Below are 16,620 nucleotides of genomic sequence, written 5' to 3'. Positions count from 1 at the left end.
CAGTTGCGGCACGGCAGTTGCGGCGTCAGCGGTCCGTCGCCCAGCGGGCGAAGGCCTCGACGGCGTCGCTGATCGCGTGCAGGCGGAGGGAGGGGAGGACGTCGAAGTTGTGCTGGGTGCCGGGGAGTTCGGCGAGGACGACGGGCTGCGCGGACGTACGGGCGAGGGCGGCGGTGAAGGCGCGGGCGTCCGCGGCCAGCACGAGGGTGTCGAGGGAGCCGTGGACGAGCAGGAACGGCGGTGCGGCGGCGTGGACATGGGTGTGCGGGGTGGCAGGGCCACCGGACCGGCCGCCGCCGACCTCACCGTAGTAGCCGTAGAAGCCGATCGCGGCGGATACCGCGCCGTCGGTGAGGGCGACGGTCGCGGCGAGGTGCGCACCCGCCGATCCGCCCGCCACGACCAGGCGTTCGGGGTCCGCGCCGAGCTCGTCGGCGTGGTCTCGCAGCCATGCGACGGCCGCGCGGGCGTCGGCGAGCGAGTTCGGGTACGGGGTGCGCAAGCGGTAGTTGGCGCTCGCGCACACCCAGCCGTCCGCCGCGAGGCGGTAGAGGAGGGGCAGCCCGCCAATGAGCTTGCTGCCGGTCGTGAAACCGCCGCCGTGGAAATAGAGCAGGACGGGTGCCCCGTGCGGCCGCTCGCGCGGGACGTACACGTCCAGCGCTTGCGAACGGGCCCTCCCGTAGCGGCGGTTTCGCAGCCGACGGACACCGCGGCGCGGGACGAGAAGGGGCAGCAGCACGCGGAGCAGGGGAAGCGGGCGGCGGGGGACGCGCAGGCCCGGCACGTCCGCGAGAGCCGCCTCCAGGACGCCCCGCGCGGACCGGGTACGTACGGCGAGCGCGGCCATACCGCAGGCGACGGCGGCGGTGAGGGCGGCCGCGAGCCACCACAGCGGGCCGCCGACGTCCGTCGCCAGCGTCTGGTAGGTGCTGAGGGCCAGGACGGCCAGGCCCACGAAGGGCTGCTCGTTGACGAACCAGCCGAGCCAGAACCACACATTGGACGGGCTCGACCGCCGCGGCATGGGCGGCCGGAGCGCGGCGAACGTGCACAGCGCGAGGATCGCGATCGAGGTGACGAAACCGGTCCGCACGGCGCGTTCAGCCTCCGGAGGGCGGTGCCGGTACGGGCACGCGGGCCGGCGGATCTCCGGTCGGCCCGGACGAGGACGCGACCGTGGCAGGTGGGCGGCTCATCGCGTCCTCCTCCTCAACCGGTCCTGGTGGGCCCATCTTTGCCTGCGGACGGCGTGCCGGGAAGCCCTCGGTCCGGGTTGCGGGCGGGCTCAGCGGTGGAGGTGCGACACGTCCGCGGGGTAGGGGCTCTCGCGCGGGAGGAGGGCGCGGGCCGCGTCGAGTTCGCCCGCGCGGACGTGGGCGTGGACGGTACGGGCGAGGGGCGTGACGTCGGTGACGGAGACGGTCCACTCGTCGGCGTAGCGGCGTACGGCTTCGCCGGAAAGGCCGAGTTGCAGCGAGCGGTACGGCAAGGGGCGCAGGTGGAGGTCGCGTTCGGGGTCCCACTGGACGCGCGCGGGAGAGCGCTTCAACTCCCGCTTCCAGGAGGCCTGGTCGGCGTGCAGGCCCGGCTCGTAGTGCGACAGGCAGGCGTGCGCGAGTGCCCACGCGAAGCCTTCACGGGTGATCTCGACGGCGAGGACGGTCTCCTGGCCTTCCTTGGTGCCCCATCCGCAGCGGTACATCATCCACAGGAACGACGGTTTGATCCACGTCATCCGGTCCCTCTTCCACGCCGCCGGGAAGCGGCCCTCCCGCACCGCCGCCAGGCCGATCTCGGGCCTGTACGCCTGGTAGACGGTGACGGTGGAGCCGGTGGCGAGGGCGCGGACGCGGTAGGTGGGCTCTTGCATGGGGCCAGGGTGAGCGGCGGGGGGCCGCGGCCGCCAGCGAATTACCGCGGCGCGGGAGGGGCGACGGGGGCACCGGTCCGAGGAGCGACCCCCCTGCGCGACCGCGGGGTCCCTGCTACGGGACGGCGATCTCCGGGTGCGCGCGGAGGGCGGCCGCGAACCACGCGAACACCGGTGTGAGCGGCGGCTGTTGCGGCCAGCCGTTGATGACGGACAGCAGCTGCCAGTAGTGCTCCGCGCGCGGGTCGGACGCGACGTCGAGGCGGGTCAGCAGCCAGCGGCGCAGGGCGGTGTCGTCGGGGCGGCCGAACGTCCGGGCGTAGCGCGCGGTGAGCCCGGCGACGACGGGAGCGGCCGCGGGGGAGTCCGGGGTGGTGCCGTCGTCGAGGGCGCGGGTGACGACGTCCCGTACGGCCTCCGTCAGTTCGTGGTGCAACCCGGTGGTGTCGCCGGTGGCGCGCTCGGCCGCCTGGTATTCGGCCATGCGGCGCACGGATGCGCGGAAGTCGGGGTCCTGGGTGAGTTCGGCGAGTTCCACCCAGGCCTCGATCTGAGGGGGCGCGGGGTCGTCGGGGAGTTCGGGCATGGCCGCGCGCATCATGGCGACGAACTCCGGATTGGCGTCGAGGCCGCCGAAGGTCTCTTCGACGAAGTCCTTCACGAGGCGCCGCCGTTCGGCGTCGGTGAGCTTGGCCAGCTGGTGCATGAGCTGCAACTCCTCTTCGTTCGAGCCCCGTTCGGCCACCGCTCGCAGCACCGCGCGCCGCGTCCGCAGGGTGCGGATCTGCACGTCGAGCGCGTCGGCGTGCGCGGCCGCGACCTCCGCCACCGTGGCCTCGCGGTCCAGCACGCGCCGGATGACGGCGAGTTCGAGGCCGAGGTCGCGCAGGGTGCGTACGAGGGCGAGGCGGGCGAGCGCGGTGATGTCGTAGAGCCGGTAGCCCGCGGGGCTGCGGGCCGTGGGCGGCACGATCCCGGTGTCGGAGTAGAAGCGGATGGCCTTGACCGTCAGGCCGGTCCGCCGCGCCAGCTCCCCGATCGTGAAGTACGTGTCGCCGTCCATGCCCGTACCCTCCCGTCTCCCCCCACGGGAGACTCAAGCGCATGCGGGTGCCCGCTGGGCGGCGGGTCTCCTGCGGGCGGGGCGCGGGGCGCCGGGTACGCGGTGCCGGGTACGCGGTGCGCGCGGGAATAGCGGATGGCGGGGCGGGGTGGTCCTGACAGCTGTCAGGACAGCAGGACCGCGGTTGTTGCCAGAGTGGTGAACGGCATCGTGAAGGCGCCGCCGAGGGCGTCGATCGCCGTGCCGACGTCGGAGAGGATCACGGACAGCTGGGCGGCGGTGAGCCGGGTGAGACCGCCGGTCGTGGGGAGCAGGGCGAGCCATTCGTCGCGGGTGTACGGGCGCTGCCAGTCGTAGCGCCAGTGCTCGGGGGCGTCGAAGGAGCCGGTGTCGCGGATGGCGTCGGCGAACGTCGCGTAGAGGGCTTGGTAGGCGTCGAGCGGGCGGCGCGCGGGCTGGGTGCTCAACGGGGAGTCGGGGACGGCACGGCGGAAGGCGGCGGCGAAGGGCTCGGCGACTTCGGGCGGCGGCTCGTAGACGTGCCCGAAGACGGCGAGCCGCCCGCCGGGGCGCAGCACCTCGGCGGCCCGGGCGGCACCCGCGGCGGGGTCCACCCAGTGCCAGGACTGGGCGGCAACGACCGCGTTGAAGGTGCGGCCGGCGGGCTCCCACGCCTCGAACGTCGCGACCTCGACGGGCAGCCCGCGCGCCTGGGCGAAGGCGGCCATGCGCGGGTCGGGCTCGACACCCAGGACGAGGCACCCGGCGGCCTGGAACTGCCGGGCGGCGATGCCGGTGCCGCAGCCCACGTCCAGGACGTCGGGCCGGGCGGGGTCGTCGGGTGCGGGCATGCCGGCGACGATCCGGGCGATGAGCGCGTCGGGGTAGCCGGGCCGGGCTGCGTCGTACTGCCCCGCGTTCTCGCCGAAGGACTCGGCCATGCGGCGGGCGGTGTGGGGCGCGGGACCGCCGGCGGAGTCCGGTGCGGGACGCGGGGAGCCCGTGGTGGGCGGGGCCTGATCCGGGGGTCGTGGCGGTAAAGTGGGCATGTGCCCACCTTAGTGGGCGTGTGCCCACTGAGCAACAATCGGCCGTCAGGGCGGCGGCCGACAGCGGACCGCCCGCAGGTGAGAGGGGAGCGGCGCATGCCGACCGGTGTGCATCTGCGCGACGCGCGGCAGCAGCTCTTCGACGCCGCGGAGCGCATCCTGCTGCGGTCCGGGCCGAACGGGCTCACCAGCAGGGCCGTCACCGACGAGGCGGGTTGCGCCAAGGGAGTGCTGCACCGGCACTTCGCCGACTTCGACGCCTTCCTGGCCGAACTCGTCCTCGACCGGGCGGCGGAGCTGGAGGAGCAGGCGCGGGTGCTGCGCGCGTCGGCGGGGGAGGGCAGCGTCGTCGACAACCTCACCGGGGCGCTGACCGCGCTGTTCGGGCCGGTCCCGGTGGCGATCATCCCGCTCATCACCTTCCGGGACGCCTTGCGGGCGCGGCTGCGGGAGGCCACGCCGGGTGGCGGCATCGCGGTCCTGGGGCAGGCCACGCAGGCGGTCGGCGCGTATCTGGCCGCCGAGCGCGACCTCGGCCGCATCGCCCCGGACGCGGATGTGGACGCGCTGACGCTCTCCCTCGTCGGCGGCGGCCACCTGATCTTCGCCGACCGAGAGCGGCCTGCGGACGCGGGGCCGGAAGGCCCGGACCGTGCGGCCGTGCGTCGCCTCGTCGCGGCGGTCGTCGCGGCGGCGGCCGTGCCGGGTGCCCCCGGCGGAGGCGGCGTGCCCGCCGGGCCGGGGGCGCTCGGTTCGCCCGGGGCGCGGTGACGGCCGGGTCCGCCGCCTCCGCCGGGGGCGGGCCACGAGGTGGTCCACCGCAACCTGTGCACGCCTGACGTGTCAGGCGTGTAAGAGCTGCAGAGCTGCGGACGAGGAGCCGGCCTCTGCCTCGGGCGGTGACGGGCCGACACCTGCCCGTCGGCGTCGGCAGGGGCCAGGTCGCCGGCCCCGAGCGTCGGCGCAGCGAGGGGGCATCGCGGCCTGCGGTGGTCCCGTGGGCGTACCGTCGCGCGAGGCTTGACACCCGGAGTGAGGCGGTTGCCTACTCTCCTCATGCCCGATGACGACGCCGCGCCCGCGCCTCCGGCGGCCCCTGCGGACGCGGCGGATCCGGTCGGCGAGGCGGTCCGCTCCCTGCAGTTGCGGCGCATCCGGCTGACCGCCGTCGCCCTCGGCGGGGTGGTCGCGGCGCTCACGCTGGTGCCCGTCCTGCTCGTCGCGCGGCCCACCGATCCCGCCCCGGTCATGTTCACCGCGGGGCTCGCCGCGGGCGTCGGGCTCGCCCTCCTGCCGCATCTGTGCGTGGCCCGGGGCGCCCCGCGGCGGCACGGCCCCGACCGCCGCTACCTCACCGCCCGCACCTGGGCCGGACCCCGCACCCTCGACCTGCACGACCTGCGCGGCGTGCGGACGTGGAAGGAGGTCGGCCGCAACGGGACTGCCGAGACCTACCTCGTCCTCACCGACACCGCCGGGATCCGGCTGAGCCTCAGCGACAGCGACCTCCGCAATGTGCGCCTCGTCCGCCGCTACGCGCTCGAGCGCCCTGCGCGGGAAGAGCGCGCGGACGCCGTGCACATGAGCCGGCTCGCGCTCGCCGACCTGGGCGTACGGCCGCTGCCGCGGGTCGTGTCGGGGCTGCGCTCGCTGCTGTCGGTGGAACGCACCGCCCTGATGCTGCTCGGCCCGATGACCGTGGCGGGCGTGCTGCTCTCCCGCTGACGCCCGCGTCGCGCCGCCCGCCCGGCGTTCCCGCCTGATACAGATGTCGGCGAGGACGGGCGAAGGGACGCAGGAGTGGCCGAGGAGGCGGGCGGCCTGGTCTGGTACGCGGCGTACGGCTCCAACATGTGCGCCGAGCGGCTGCGCTGCTACCTCGCGGGCGGCCGCCCGCCCGGCGGGTCCCGTACGTACGCGGGGGCGCGTGACCCGCGGATGCCCGCGCGTTCGCGCCCCGTGGAGCTTCCTGGCGCCCTGTACTTCGCGACGCACTCCCCCGTCTGGCACGGCGGCCGCGCCTTCTACGACCCCGACGCCCCCGGTACGGCATGGGCCCGCGCCCACCTGCTGACGGCCGCCCAGCTCTCCGACATCGCCGCCCAGGAGATGTACGGGCCGCCCGGCCGCGACCTCGACCTCGCGCCCGTACTCGCCACCGGCCGCCACGCGCTCGGCCCGGGCCGCTACGAGACCCTCGTCAGCCCCGGCGCGCTGGAGGGCCACCCGCTGCTCACCTTCACCGCGCCCTGGCACCTGGACGACGTTCCGCCGGTGCCGCCCTCCGTGCCCTACCTGCGCGTCATCGCCGCAGGGCTGCGCGAGACAGGCCGGGACCCCGCGGCGATCGCCCGCTACCTCGCCACCCGCCCCGGCGCCGCGGGCCACTGGACTCCCGCGGAGGTGGCCCGCGCCCTTGCCGCGCCGGGTGGCAACATGCCCGTATGAGCAGCCGGTGGGGCGTGACGGTGGTACGGGCGTGCGGGCGGGGCGGGCCGGAGGGGGCGGGCGGCAGCCCCACCGCGGTCGTCGCCGAGCGCGAGGCCGCGGGGGCGGCGGACGCGGAGCGCGCGGCGGTCGCGCCCGCCGCAGGCGTCTCGCACGCCGTCTTCGTCGACTCCGCCCCCGGCCGCGCCCGCCTGCGCTTCTTCACCGCCGAGGGCGAACTGCCCGCGTGCGGCCACGGCACGGTGGCCGCGCTGGCATACCTGGCCGCACGCGGCAACGGCCGCTTCCAAGGAGAACTGCACGCGGGCGGCGCGGCCTTCGCGGGCCGGGCAGAACCGGACGGCGCCGGCTACCGCGCCGAATTCCGCACCCGGCCCGTGGAGCTGCACGCGGCCACGCCCGACGAGGCGGCGGCGGTGGGGGACGCGCTCGGGGCGAGCATCGCGGACGGCGCGGTGATCGCCTCGCTCGGGCGGGCCCGCATGCTGCTCCCGGTGGCCGGCCGCCCGGCGCTGCACGCGCTCACCCCCGACCCCGCGCGGCTGCGCGCCGCGTGCGACCGGCTGGGGCTGCTCGGCGTCTACGTCCACACCCCGCCCAGCTCGGACGGGCGGCTCGCGGCGCGCATGTTCGCCCCGTCCATCGGGGTGCCCGAGGACATCGCGAACGCCAACAGCACCGCCTGCCTCGCCGCCCACCTCGCCGGACGCGGCGTGCCCCGGATCGCCGCCGACATGGGCGACACGCTCGGCTCCCCCGCCACGATCACGGCCGCCGCGGAACCCGGGCCGGGGCCACGGCACGTACGGGTCGGCGGCCGCGCGGTGCTCGCGGCCGGGGGCCGTTGTCACACCCTCCCCCTATCGTGATCTCCATGACGCAGAACGTGACGCGAGTGGACCTGGCGGCCTGGGACAAGGGCGATTTCCGGCTGCTGGAGCGGACCAACACGCCGGAGATGACGGACCACCTCGGCGGCCCCGAGAGCGCGGAGGCACTGGCGGCACGGCACCGGCGGTATCTGGAGCTGCCGAAGGGAGGCATGTTCAGGGTCGTGACGGCCGAGGGCGAGACGGCCGGGGCTATCGGCTTCTGGGAGCGCGAGTGGCGCGGCGGCCCGGTGTGGGAGGCGGGCTGGAGCGTGCTCCCCGAATTCCAGGGGCGCGGGATAGCCGCGGCGGCCGCGCGCGAGGTCGTCCGCGTGGCGCGGGAGCGGGACGGCAACCGCTACCTGCACGCCTTCCCCAGCGTCGACCACCCCGCCTCGAACGGGGTCTGCCGCAAGGCGGGCTTCGAACTCCTGGAAGAGGTCTCCTTCGAGTACCCGAAGGGCAGCTGGATGACGTGCAACGACTGGCGCACCGACCTGCAGGCCACCCCCACCGGGCGCTGACCGCCCCGCCCGGGCGGAAAATCACTGGCCGCCCGCAGGCGGCCGGGGGCAGCATGCCCGGATGGAGATCTCGGGACCGCCCCAGGGCGAGGTGAGCGTGCCCGCGCCGATAGCGCGCGTCGCGGGAGGGCGTCCTGCCGTCGCCGTGTGGCTCAACAACCGGGGCGGTACGGCCTTCCGGCTCGGGGAGGGCGAGCTGTACGCGAAGTGGGCCCCCGCGGGCGCGGACCTCGACCTCGCGGCGGAGGCCGAGCGCCTGGCGTGGGCCGCGCAGTACACGCCCGTCCCGCGCCCGGTCGACCACGGGTCCGACCCCGACGGGTCCTGGCTCGTCACCGAGGGCCTCCCCGGCGAGAGCGCGGTGAGCCCGCGGTGGCAGGGCGACCCGGGCACCGCGGTACGCGCGCTGGGCCGCGGGCTGCGGGCGCTGCACGACCGGCTGCCGGTCGACGCGTGCCCCTTCAGCTGGTCGGTGGAGCTCCGGCGCGGCCACCCCGACGTGCCCGCCGACCTCCCCGATCCGCCGGCCGTCGACCGGCTCGTCGTCTGCCACGGGGACGCCTGCGCGCCCAACACCCTCCTGGACGCGGACGGCTCGTGGGCCGCCCACGTCGACCTCGGGGCGCTCGGTCTCGCCGACCGCTGGGCCGATCTCGCGATCGGCGCATGGAGCACGACCCTCAACTACGGGCCCGGCTGGGAGGAGCTCTACTACGCCTCCTACGGTGTCGCCCCCGACCGCGAACGCATCGCCTACTACCGCCGCCTCGGCGGCCTGAGCTGACCCCCTCCGGGGTCCGCCCTCGCCATGGGCCTTGCAGCTTCCCGCCGCGGTGGTGCCCGCGCCTGGCGGCGCGGGGTGCTTCCCCCCACCACCCGTGCAGGTGGTAGCGCCAGCTGCTGTCCCCCTGCGAGGGGCGCACCACCGCCGGGGGCTGCCCCGCCGCTGCGGTGGACTCTCGGCTGACCGCCGGTGGGGGTTCCCGCGCCTGGCGGCGCGGGGTGTTTCCCACCCCCACCACCCGTGCAGGTGGGGGCGCTGGCTTCTGTCGACCTGTGGGGGCGCACCACCGCCGGGGGCTGCCCGCCGTGCGCGGTCGCCGCCTCAGCGGCGGGGGCCCGGGGCGGGTAGGACGTCGGCTGACGGCCCCCTCGTGGGGTGCACGGCAGCCGGGGGCTGCCCCGCCGTCCCCTGACGCCGCCTCAGCGGCGGGGGCCCGTGCGGGTGGTAGGGGCCCAGCGGCGGGAGGCCCGGGGCGGGTAGGACGTCGGCTGTCGGCGCCCTGCGGGGCGCGTTCGCGGGTGGGGTCGAACCGCGCTCCCTCCGCCATCACCCCCACCGGCGGGCAGCCGCCGACGAGGCCTCGGGAGGGGGACGATCCGGGGGTGCCCCCGCAGGAATGCGCATCGACTCCCCGTCACGCTGGGGGAGAGGTCAGACGCGCATTCCGAGGAGGTACCCCCGGAGTGGCCCCCGACCCCACCCACCGAAGCAGAAGCGCGATGCCCCGCCGGGCAACAACAGCGGCTGCGTCGGGGCGCCCCAGGCGAAGCTGGGGGAGAACGGAGCGAGCAACTCCCACCGGCGGCAAGGCCGCGCAGCGAACCGCACCACCCACCCCTCAGCGCCCACCACCCAAAAAGCGCTGAGCCGAATTCTCAGAGGATTCACAGATTCGGCCAAGACGGCTTTCATAGGGTGCCCACAGGGTGGGGCCATGACGACGACACCCCCCGCTCCCGCCGCGCAGGGCGCCGCAGCCGGTGGTGGCGCGCTCCGCGCCGCCAAGAGCTCCGTGAGCCACAGCGCCGCCACCACCCACCCCACCACCGCCAGCGCCTCCGCCACCAGCGCCACCGCCGATCTCGCGCGCCCGGACGGCTCCCCCGTGCGCGTCCTGGTCGTGGACGACGAGGCCCCGCTCGCCGACCTGCTGTCGATGGCCCTGCGCTACGAGGGCTGGAAGGTGCGTACGGAGTGCGACGGCGCGAGCGCGCTGCGCGCCGCGCGCGAGGACCGGCCGGACGCGGTCGTGCTGGACGTGATGCTGCCGGACATGGACGGCCTGGAGGTCCTCGCGCGGCTGCGCCGCGAGACGCCGGACGTGCCGGTGCTGTTCCTGACGGCGAAGGACGCCGTCGAGGACCGGATCGCCGGGCTGACGGCGGGCGGCGACGACTACGTCACGAAGCCCTTCTCCCTGGAGGAGGTCGTCGCGCGGCTGCGCGGCCTGCTGCGCCGCTCGGGCGCCGCGGCCGTACGCAACGAGTCGCTGCTGACCGTCGGCGACCTGGTCCTCAACGAGGACAGCCACGAGGTGAGCCGCGGCGGCGACAACATCCACCTCACCGCGACGGAGTTCGAGCTGCTGCGCTACCTGATGCGCAACCCGCGCCGGGTGCTGAGCAAGGCGCAGATCCTCGACCGCGTGTGGTCGTACGACTTCGGCGGCCAGGCCAATGTCGTCGAGCTGTACATCTCCTACCTGCGGCGCAAGATCGACGTCGGCCGCGCGCCGATGATCCACACCCGGCGCGGCGCGGGCTATCTGATCAAGCCCGGGGAGCCCGCGTGACCCTGCCGCGCCCCGGCAGGTCCATCCGCGCTGCCCGCGCTGCCCGCGGCGCCCAGCGGCGTACCGTTCACCCCGCCCGCGGCGCTTCGCGCCGCACTGTCCCCGGCGTCCGCGCCATCCGCGTCGCCCGCCCCCGGTGGTCGCTGCGGCGCCGCCTGGTCGCGTCGTGCGTGGCGCTCGTCGCCGTCGTGTGCACGGTGATCGGCGCCGTCACGATCTTCGCGCTGCACGACTTCCTGTACGGCCAGCTCGACGGCAAGGTGCACGACCTGTCCGTCCGCGCGTCCGGTCGCCCCGGCGGCGGCCCCGGCGGGCCGCTCCCCGGCGTGAACGTCCCGCACGACGAGCGGGCCCCCACCACCCCCACCGCCCCCGCCCGCGGCGACCGCGGCGACACCGTCCCCCTCGGCTTCCTCATCGGCGGCGGCCAGCCCCGCGAGACGGTCGGCGCGGTCGTGACCTCGTCCGGCGCGGTCGCGCAGGCGGCGGTGAGCGCGACCGACGCCACCGGCTCGTCCGGCTCGTCCGGCGGCGCCCTCGTCGCCTCCCCGCTCACGAACGCCCAGGCGGCCGCCTTCGCGGACGTACCGCGTGACGGCCACCCGCACACCCTCGACGTCCCCGGCCTCGGCGGCTACCGCGTCGAGTCCGCGCAGCCCGGCACGGACGGCAGCACCGTCCTGGTGGGGCTGTCCACCAAGGGCACCGAGGACACCCTGTCGACCCTCATGTGGGTGGAGGTCTCGGTGTCGGCGGCCGGCCTGGTCGCCGCGGGCCTGGCGGGCGCGGCGCTGATGCGTATCGCACTGCACCCGCTGCGCCGGGTCGCCGCGACCGCCACCCGGGTGTCCGAACTGCCGCTGGACCGCGGCGAGGTCGCCCTGCACGAGCGCGTCCCGGAGTCCGACACCGACCCGCGCACCGAGGTCGGCCAGGTCGGCGCGGCGCTCAACCGCATGCTCGGGCACGTCGCCTCCGCGCTGCACGCGCGGCAGGCGAGCGAGACCCGGGTGCGGCGGTTCGTCGCGGACGCCAGCCACGAGCTGCGCACCCCGCTCGCCTCGATCCGCGGCTACGCCGAGCTGACCCGGCGCGGCCGGGAGCCGGTGGGCCCCGACACCCGGCACGCGCTGGGCCGTATCGAGTCCGAGGCGTCCCGGATGACGACCCTGGTCGAGGACCTGCTGCTGCTCGCGCGGCTCGACGCCGGGCGCCCGCTGGACCCGGTGCCGACCGACCTGTCCCCGCTGGTCGTGGACGCCGTGAGCGACGCCCGTGCGGCCGGCGGCGACCACCTGTGGCGGCTCGACCTGCCCGACGAGCCGGCGGTGGTCGACGGCGACCCGCAGCGGCTGCACCAGGTGCTCACCAACCTGCTGGCCAACGCCCGCACCCACACCCCGCCCGGCACCACCGTGACCGCCCGCGTCACACCGCTGCCCGGCGGCGCCGTACGGCTCCAGGTCGAGGACGACGGCCCCGGCGTCCCCGCCGACCTCCAGCCGGTCGTCTTCGAGCGCTTCGCCCGCGGCGACGCCTCCCGCACCCGCACACCGCACAGTGGCGGCAGTACGGGTCTGGGCCTGGCGATCGTGCAGTCCGTGGTGGCCGCGCACGGCGGTTCCGTGGAGCTCGCGAGCGCGCCCGGACGCACCGTCTTCAGCGTCACACTGCCCTCTTCGCACTCACAGGCCGTCCCCAGCCTCAGCACAATGTCGTGACAGGGCCGGCGCCGAGCCTCGGCGTATGCGAACCACACTCGGCAACCTGCCGCCCCGGCAGCACCTGCCGGTCGCGGACGCGGCGCCCGCCGAGGGCGTGAGCGGCGCGGCCGCCACCCCGGTGCTGGACGTCGTCATCCCCGTTTACAACGAGGAGGACGACCTCGGCCCCTGCGTCCGCCGCCTGCACGCCCATCTGTCGGGCACCTTCCCGTACCCCTTCCGCATCACGGTCGCGGACAACGCCAGCACCGACCTGACGCCGCTGGTCGCCGCGGAACTCGCCGCACAGATGCCCGAGGTCACGTCCTTCCGGCTGGAGCAGAAGGGGCGCGGCCGCGCGCTGCGCACCGTGTGGACCGCGTCCGACGCGCCCGTGCTGGCGTACATGGACGTCGACCTGTCCACCGACCTCAACGCACTGCTGCCGCTCGTCGCCCCGCTCATCTCCGGGCACTCCGACCTGGCGATCGGCTCCCGCCTCGCGCGCTCCTCGCGCGTGGTGCGCGGCGCCAAGCGGGAGTTCGTCTCCCGCGCCTACAACATGATCCTGCGCGGCTCGCTCGCCGCCCGCTTCTCCGACGCCCAGTGCGGCTTCAAGGCGATCCGCGGCGACGTCGCGGAGCGGCTGCTGCCGATGGTCGAGGACACCGGCTGGTTCTTCGACACCGAGATGCTCGTCGTCGCCGAACGCGCGGGCCTGCGCATCCACGAGGTGCCCGTCGACTGGGTCGACGACCCGGACAGCAGCGTCGACATCGTCCGTACCGCGCTGGACGACCTGCGCGGTGTCTGGCGTGTCGGCCGGGCGCTGGCCACCGGCCGGCTCGCCCTGGACCGGCTGCGCCGCCCCTTCGGCGACGACCCGCGCGACCGCGACCTGTCCGGCGTGCCGGCCGGGCTGGCCCGCCAGCTCGTCGGCTTCTGCGTCGTCGGCGTCCTCAGCACCCTCGTCTACCTCGCGCTCTTCTCCCTCTTCCGGCTCGGCACGGGCTCGCAGGTCGCCAACGCGCTCGCCCTGCTGCTGTCCGCGCTCGGCAACACCGCCGCCAACCGCCGCCTCACCTTCGGCGTACGCGGCCGCGACCGCGCGATGCGGCACCAGGCGCAGGGGCTCGTCGTCTTCGCGATCGGCCTCGCCCTGACCAGCGGCTCGCTCGCCGCGCTGCACACGGCGACGGACTCGCCCTCGCACGGCAGCGAGCTGGCCGTCCTCGTCGCGGCGAACCTCGCGGCGACCGTGCTGCGCTTCCTGCTCTTCCGCGCGTGGGTCTTCCCCGATCCGGCAGGCCCCGCGGCTGCCGCCGCAGCCACCCCGGAGGCCACGCGGTACGGGACGGCGCCCGAGGCGCGCCCGTACGGCGCCGCGCCCGACGCGTACGGCTCCGTCCCGGGCGCGGGCTCGCCCGGCGTACCCGGGGGCCCGTACGGCTCCGGCCCCGGCGTTTCCGGCGCCGGTCCGTACGGCTCCGTCCCGGGTGCGGGCCGGCACGGCGGCTCGCCCGGCGTACCCGGGGGTCCGTACGGCTCCGGCCCCGGCGTTTCCGGCGCCGGTCCGTACGGCTCCGTCCCGGGCGCGAGCCCGCACGGCACCACCTCCTACGGCACCGCGGACCGCGGGGCCCCGAACCCCTCCGACAGGAGCCCGCGATGACCGCGACGACCGGCTTTCCCCACGCGCCGACCGCCGCCCGCCCGTCCTCGGCGCAGGCCCGCGCGGCCCGCCTGGCGCGCCGGATGTGGCGCGGCCGGACCGCCGACCCGGCGTGGGCCCGCCCCGCGCTGCTCGCGCTGCTGCTCGGCACCCTCGTGCTCTACCTGTACGACCTGGGCGCCTCCGGCTACGCCAACTCCTTCTACTCCGCGGCCGTCCAGGCCGGCAGCCAGAGCTGGAAGGCCTTCTTCTTCGGCTCCTCGGACGCGGCGAACGCCATCACCGTCGACAAGCCGCCGGCCGCGCTGTGGCCGATGGCCCTGTCCGTACGGCTCTTCGGCCTCGGCTCGTGGCAGATCCTGGTGCCCGAGGCGCTCATGGGCGTCGGCACCGTGGCGCTGCTGAACGCCGCCGTACGCCGCCGGTTCGGCGCCGGTGCGGGCCTGCTGGCCGGGGCGCTGCTGGCGCTCACGCCGGTCGCCGCGCTCATGTTCCGCTTCAACAACCCCGACGCGCTGCTCGCGCTGCTCATGGTGGCCACGATCTACTGCGTGCAGCGCGCGCTGGAGCACGCGAGCACCCGGTGGCTGCTGGCCGCGGGCGGACTGCTCGGCCTCGCCTTCCTCACCAAGACCCTCCAGGCCTGGCTGATCGTGCCCTCGCTCACCCTCGTCTACGCCGTGTGCGCGCCCGCGCGGCTGCCGCGCCGGCTGCTGCAGCTGCTCGCCGCGGGTGGCGCGATGGTCGTCGCGGGCGGCTGGTGGGTCGCGATCGTCGAGCTGTGGCCCAAGTCCTCCCGCCCCTACATCGGCGGCTCGCAGGACAACAGCTTCCTGTCGCTGACCTTCGGCTACAACGGCTTCGGCCGTATCACCGGCAACGAGACCGGCAGCGTCGGCGGGGGCCGCGGACCCGGCGGGGGCGGTGGCGGCGGCATGTGGGGCGAGACCGGCGTCGGGCGGCTCTTCAGCTCCGACATGGGCGGGCAGATCGCGTGGCTGCTCCCCGCGGCCTTCGCGCTGCTCCTCGCGGGCCTGTGGCTCACCCGGCGCGCCCGCCGCACCGACCTGGTCCGCGGCGACCTCATGCTGTGGGGCGGCTCGCTGATCGTCACGTTCGTGACGTTCAGCTTCATGTCCGGGATCTTCCACCAGTACTACAACATCGCGCTGGCCCCGTACATCGCCGCGGTGTGCGCGACGGGCGGCGTCCTGCTGTGGCGGCGCCGCGGCGAACTGCCCGCGGCCGCGGCTCTCGGCGCCGTCGTCGCCGGTACGGGCGCGGTCGCGTACGTGCTGCTGAACCGCTCCCCCGACTGGCACCCGTGGCTGCGCACCGCGGTGCTGGGCGCGGGCATCCTCGCCGCGGTCGCGCTCCTCGCGCTGCCGTACGTGCGGAGCGCCGCCGTGGGCGCCGCCGCGGCCGGCCTCGGGCTCGTCGCCGTGCTCGGCGGGCCCGTGGCGTACACCCTCGACACCGTCTCGACCCCGCACCAGGGCTCCATCGTGACCGCGGGCCCGGCCGTCATGTCCGGCGGCTTCCCGGGCGGCGGCGGAGGCGGCCGCGGCGGCATGCCGGGCGGCACGCCGGGCGGGCCCGGCGGCCAGGCAGGCGGGCAGGGCTTCCCCGGCGGGCAGACCGGCCAGAACGGCGCCCAGGGCTTCCCGGGCGGCCAGACCGGCCAGACCGGCCAGACCGGCCAGACCGGTCAAGGCCGGCAGGGCTTCCCCGGCGGGCAGACCGGCCAGGGCCAGTTCCCGCCCGGCATGGGCGAGGGCGGCTTCCCCGGCGGCGCGGGAGGCGCCGGCGGCATGGGCGGCCTGCTCAACGGCGCGCAGGTCAGTTCCGCGATGACGTCCCTGCTCAAGGCGAACGCCGGGAAGTACACGTGGGTGGCCGCTGCCGTCGGCTCGCAGAACCAGGCGAGCTACCAGCTCGCGACCGGCAAGCCCGTGATGTCCGTCGGCGGCTTCAACGGCAGCGACCCGTCCCCGACGCTCGCCCAGTTCAAGAAGTACGTCGCCGACGGCCGCATCCACTACTTCATCGGCGGCGGCGGCATGGGCGGCGGGAGCATGGGCGGCTCCGCCGCCGCGTCCGACATCGCCTCATGGGTCGAGTCGACGTTCACCGCGAAGACGGTGGGCTCGACGACGGTGTACGACCTGACGTCGTAGCACGCCCCGCCCGCCGGGGGCGGCCCACGCGCCCCTGAAAAACGCCTGCCCTGCGCGGTAAGAGCCTGCTCCTGCCGCGCGGGGCAACCAATCAGGGGCGCGGGGAACTGCGCGACAAGCCACCCACCCACCGCAAGGTCGCGCGGGCCACCGCAAGGCGCAGCCCGGGCGTACCCGGCGGGCGGGTCTCAGGCCAGCCGCGCCGGGAAGCCGCCCGTGGCGACGGGGGACCAGCGTTCCGGGGTGATGCGGAGGAGGGACTTCCCCTGGCGGACCATCGCTTCGCGGTACTCCGCCCAGTCGGGGTGCTCCCCGCTGATGTTGCGGAAGTACTCGACCAGCGGCTCGACGGAGTCGGGCACGTCCAGCACCTCGGCGACGCCGTCGATCTGCACCCACGGCCCGTTCCACTCGTCCGACAGGACGATGACGCTCACCCGCGGGTCGCGCCGCGCGTTGCGGGTCTTCGCGCGCTCGGGGTAGGTCGACACGACGATGCGGCCGGCGTCGTCGACGCCGGCCGTGAGCGGGGAGCCCTGGGGGCGGCCGTCCGCGCGGGTGGTGAGGAGGATCGCCCGGTGCCGCGGGCGTACGAAGTCGAGGAGCTCTTCCCGCGAGACCGCGGTGTTGGTGGCGATGTTGGGAGCCATGCCAGCACTTTACGTC

At 75.7% G+C, this 16,620-nt stretch carries 15 protein-coding genes; 10 read left to right on the top strand and 5 right to left on the bottom strand.

Annotated elements, in window-relative coordinates; all coding sequences use genetic code 11:
* Positions 1–25: 25 nt before the first annotated feature.
* The 4 genes from IH54_RS0102650 to IH54_RS0102635 all read right to left on the bottom strand — a co-directional run bounded on the left by IH54_RS0102650 (position 26) and on the right by IH54_RS0102635 (position 3,877).
* On the bottom strand, positions 26–1,096 hold the full coding sequence (locus tag IH54_RS0102650; RefSeq protein ID WP_031512557.1) for an alpha/beta hydrolase: 1,071 nt from the start codon (positions 1,094–1,096) through the stop codon (positions 26–28).
* A 192-nt stretch (positions 1,097–1,288) separates the two neighbouring features.
* Positions 1,289–1,873, bottom strand: coding sequence for a DUF4291 domain-containing protein (locus IH54_RS0102645; RefSeq protein ID WP_031512555.1), 585 nt, complete (start codon positions 1,871–1,873; stop codon positions 1,289–1,291).
* Positions 1,874–1,988: 115 nt separating this feature from the next.
* Positions 1,989–2,936 carry a MerR family transcriptional regulator gene (locus IH54_RS0102640; RefSeq protein WP_031512553.1) on the bottom strand — a complete coding sequence of 316 codons (948 nt, stop codon included), beginning with the start codon at positions 2,934–2,936 and terminating at the stop codon, positions 1,989–1,991.
* Positions 2,937–3,100: 164 nt separating this feature from the next.
* Entirely contained in the window at positions 3,101–3,877 is a 777-nt protein-coding gene (locus IH54_RS0102635; protein WP_031512551.1) for a class I SAM-dependent methyltransferase, read from the bottom strand.
* Positions 3,878–4,081: 204 nt separating this feature from the next.
* Here IH54_RS0102635 and IH54_RS0102630 point away from each other — a divergent pair, with 204 nt between their 5' ends.
* The 10 genes from IH54_RS0102630 to IH54_RS0102585 all read left to right on the top strand — a co-directional run bounded on the left by IH54_RS0102630 (position 4,082) and on the right by IH54_RS0102585 (position 15,954).
* A complete protein-coding gene (locus IH54_RS0102630) occupies positions 4,082–4,756 on the top strand; it encodes a TetR/AcrR family transcriptional regulator (protein ID WP_078861879.1) in 675 nt (224 codons plus the stop codon).
* Positions 4,757–5,041: 285 nt separating this feature from the next.
* The gene (locus tag IH54_RS0102625) at positions 5,042–5,710 is read left to right on the top strand and encodes a hypothetical protein (protein WP_031512549.1); all 669 of its coding nucleotides are present in this window, start codon (positions 5,042–5,044) and stop codon (positions 5,708–5,710) included.
* A 126-nt stretch (positions 5,711–5,836) separates the two neighbouring features.
* Positions 5,837–6,433 carry a hypothetical protein gene (locus tag IH54_RS0102620; RefSeq protein ID WP_052397037.1) on the top strand — a complete coding sequence of 199 codons (597 nt, stop codon included), beginning with the start codon at positions 5,837–5,839 and terminating at the stop codon, positions 6,431–6,433.
* Positions 6,430–7,302, top strand: coding sequence for a PhzF family phenazine biosynthesis protein (locus tag IH54_RS0102615; protein ID WP_052396996.1), 873 nt, complete (start codon positions 6,430–6,432; stop codon positions 7,300–7,302). The genes IH54_RS0102620 and IH54_RS0102615 overlap by 4 nt, the downstream gene beginning before the upstream one ends.
* Before the next feature lie 5 nt (positions 7,303–7,307).
* The gene (locus IH54_RS0102610; RefSeq protein ID WP_031512545.1) at positions 7,308–7,826 is read left to right on the top strand and encodes a GNAT family N-acetyltransferase; all 519 of its coding nucleotides are present in this window, start codon (positions 7,308–7,310) and stop codon (positions 7,824–7,826) included.
* Positions 7,827–7,887: 61 nt separating this feature from the next.
* Positions 7,888–8,610: an aminoglycoside 3'-phosphotransferase gene (locus IH54_RS0102605; protein ID WP_031512544.1), complete on the top strand. Its 723-nt coding sequence runs from the start codon at positions 7,888–7,890 to the stop codon at positions 8,608–8,610.
* A 934-nt stretch (positions 8,611–9,544) separates the two neighbouring features.
* On the top strand, positions 9,545–10,402 hold the full coding sequence (locus IH54_RS0102600; protein WP_078861878.1) for a response regulator transcription factor: 858 nt from the start codon (positions 9,545–9,547) through the stop codon (positions 10,400–10,402).
* A gap of 116 nt (positions 10,403–10,518) precedes the next feature.
* Entirely contained in the window at positions 10,519–12,123 is a 1,605-nt protein-coding gene (locus tag IH54_RS0102595) for a sensor histidine kinase (RefSeq protein ID WP_031512542.1), read from the top strand.
* A 25-nt stretch (positions 12,124–12,148) separates the two neighbouring features.
* Entirely contained in the window at positions 12,149–13,777 is a 1,629-nt protein-coding gene (locus tag IH54_RS0102590) for a bifunctional glycosyltransferase family 2/GtrA family protein (protein ID WP_078861877.1), read from the top strand.
* Complete coding sequence (locus IH54_RS0102585; protein ID WP_031512540.1) at positions 13,774–15,954, top strand: ArnT family glycosyltransferase; 2,181 nt, start codon at positions 13,774–13,776, stop codon at positions 15,952–15,954. Before IH54_RS0102590 ends, IH54_RS0102585 begins: the two co-directional genes overlap by 4 nt.
* Positions 15,955–16,142: 188 nt before the next feature.
* On the opposite strand, the gene IH54_RS0102580 is transcribed toward IH54_RS0102585, so the two are convergent.
* A complete protein-coding gene (locus IH54_RS0102580) occupies positions 16,143–16,604 on the bottom strand; it encodes a PPOX class F420-dependent oxidoreductase (protein WP_031512539.1) in 462 nt (153 codons plus the stop codon).
* Between the last annotated feature and the right edge of the window lie 16 nt (positions 16,605–16,620).

The organism is Streptomyces sp. NRRL F-5123 (assembly GCF_000721495.1).
GTDB lineage: Bacteria > Actinomycetota > Actinomycetes > Streptomycetales > Streptomycetaceae > Actinacidiphila.
This window is presented reverse-complemented; position numbering and strand designations above follow the sequence as displayed.